Source organism: Streptacidiphilus anmyonensis (genome assembly GCF_000787855.1).
Taxonomy (GTDB): domain Bacteria; phylum Actinomycetota; class Actinomycetes; order Streptomycetales; family Streptomycetaceae; genus Streptacidiphilus; species Streptacidiphilus anmyonensis.
In genome coordinates, this window is record NZ_BBPQ01000056.1 from 49,953 (window position 1) to 52,495 (window position 2,543).

The window sequence follows — 2,543 nt, forward strand, 5'->3', positions numbered from 1 at the left end:
TCCCCCGCCAGGAGATCCGCGAGCGGCTGCGCGGGGCCGGGACGGCGCGCCGCCGCGTCAACGCCTTCGGCGTCGCCGCCGCCGCGTTCGTCATCGTCAGCAGCATGGTCAACAAGGGCGTCTACGCCGCCGCCGGGCTCGACACCAAGCGCGCGCTCGCCGAAGTGAAGGCCAACCAGCACCGCAAGTCGATGATGCGCACCAGCTCGCGCCACCTGATGGCGTTCCTCGCCGAGTCCGGGCTGCTGACCCGCCCCGCCGCCGGGATCTACCGGCAGCTGGACATGCTCTGACGGCCCGTCCGACCCGTCCGGCCCGTTCAACCGTCTGCCGCCCCGCCTCTCCCCCACCCCGCCCGCCGCGCCACGAGGACCCCCACGACCTGCCATGGCCTACGCGATCACCCGAACCTGCTGCAACGACGCCTCGTGCGTGTCGGTGTGCCCGGTCAACTGCATCCACCCGACCCCCGGCGAGCCGGACTTCGGCTCCACCGACATGCTCTACATCGACCCCGCCGCCTGCATCGACTGCGGGGCCTGCGCGGACGCCTGTCCCGTCGACGCGATCTTCCCCGTCGACCGGCTGGCCGGGCCCGACCTCCCCTACGCGGAGCTCAACCGCCGCTGGTACGAGGAGAACCCGACCGACCACGCCTGGGGCGAGCCGGAGTTCCCGCGCAGCCTGCCGGACGGCTTCGGCGAGCTGAGCGTGGCCGTCGTCGGCACCGGCCCGTCCGCCGGCTACACCGCGCAGTTGCTGCTGCGCACCACCGGCGCACGGGTGACGATGATCGACCGGCTGCCCGTCGCCGGCGGGCTGCTGCGCCACGGCGTGGCACCAGACCACCAGTCGACCAAGCGCATCGGCGAGTCCTTCGCCACCACCTTCCACCACCCCGCGCTCCGCATGCACCTGGGCGTCACCATCGGCGAGGACCTCACCCACGAGGACCTGACCGCCTATCACCACGCCGTCGTCTACGCCGTGGGCGCGGCGGGCGACCGCAGGCTCGGGCTGCCCGGCGAGGACCTGCCCGGCAGCCTGCCGGCGACGACCCTCGTCGGCTGGTACAACGCGCATCCGGCCGTCCCGGCCGACGCCGTCGATCTGCGCGCGGAGCGCGTCGTCGTGGTCGGCAACGGCAACGTGGCCGTCGACATCGCACGCATCCTGCTCACCGACCCGGACGAGCTCGCCCGCACCGACATCGCCGACCACGCCCTCGCCGCACTGCGCGACAGCCGGGTGCGGGAGGTCGTCCTCCTGGCCCGCCGCGGCCCGGAGCACGCCGCGTGGACGCGGCCGGAGTTCCTCGCACTGACCCACCTCGCGGGCGTGGACGTGGTGGTCGCGGACGACCCGGGCATCCGCGAGGCCGTCGCGGCGGCGACCGCGCGCGCGGGCGCGGCGTCGGTATCGGCATCGGCGTCGGACCTGCGCGAGACCGCCCACGCGGCATCGGAGCCCGGCCCGGACACGGAGGCGACCGCGGGCGCAGGCTCGGGCTCGGCGACCGGGTCGAAGGCGGCGCTGCTGGCCGGGCTGCCGGTCGAGCCGGTCGACTGGGCCGCCGCGCCGCCGGCCGGACGTCGGCGGATCGTGCTGCGCTTCGGCGTCACACCCACTGAGCTGCTCGGCGACGCGCGGATCGAGGGGCTGCGCGTCGCCGGGCCCGACGGCCGAGAATCGACGATCGCGGCGGGCCTGGTCGTGCGCTCGATCGGCTACCGGGGCGTCCCCGTCCAGGGGCTGCCCTTCGACGACGCCACCGGAACGATCCCGCACGACGGGGGTCGCGTCGTCGACCCCGCGACAGGCCGTCCGGTGCCCGCCACCTACGTGGTGGGCTGGGCCAAGCGCGGCCCGTCGGGCGGCATCGGCGCGAACCGCGACTGCGCGCAGGAGACCGTCCACGCGCTCCTCGACGACGCGGGCGCAGGGCTGCTCGCCACGCCCGCGCACCGTATCCAGGACTTCGCGGGCCTGGTCCGGCTCCGCCGGCCGAACGCCCTGGGGCTGCGCCAGTGGCGTGCCCTGGACCGCGCGGAACGCGCACGCGGCGAGGCGGTCGGCCGCCCCCGCGTCAAGCTGGCCACAGTCCCCGAGCTGCTCGCCTCCGCCCGGAGATTCCGCAGGTAGGGGCCGCGCGGGACGCGTACCGCGCGCCTGCGGTCGCGCCCGCCGACAGCCGGGCGGACGCCCGAGTGCCCGACCGGTGAGAGCGGGGGCGGCGCGGAGCGGACGACAGCCCCACGCCACACCCGCGACAGCCCGGACCGCACCGGCACCCCCCGCCGCCAGGCGGGCAGACGCCCGAGTGCCCCGACCGGTGAGGGCGCGGGCGGCCCGGGGCGGACGGCAGGCCCGCGCCACACCCGCGACAGCCCGGACCGCACCGGCCCCCCGCCGCCAGGCGGGCACGCGCCCGGCAGCCCGGCCCGGCGAGAACCGACGGACCGGGGCCCGGCGCTCCCGCGTGTCCGCCGCACTCGCGGGACGCCGCGCCGGACCACCTCTGCCGCAGGGGGTCGGCGAAGGGG

General features: G+C 76.8%; 2 protein-coding genes. Both read left to right on the forward strand.

The genetic code is table 11. The features are described from left to right. A partial coding sequence (locus TR50_RS49310; RefSeq protein WP_236654676.1) for a diiron oxygenase occupies positions 1-293 on the forward strand: 293 nt, incomplete at its 5' end. 94 nt (positions 294-387) lie between these two features. Beyond that, positions 388-2,142, forward strand: coding sequence for an FAD-dependent oxidoreductase (locus tag TR50_RS43710; protein WP_042430438.1), 1,755 nt, complete (start codon positions 388-390; stop codon positions 2,140-2,142). Positions 2,143-2,543: the final 401 nt, after the last annotated feature.

Excerpts from the sequence above, each read along its gene's own strand:
- TR50_RS43710 (WP_042430438.1), top strand. The coding sequence starts at position 388 with ATGGCCTACGCGATCACCCGAACCTGCTGCAACGACGCCTCGTGCGTG.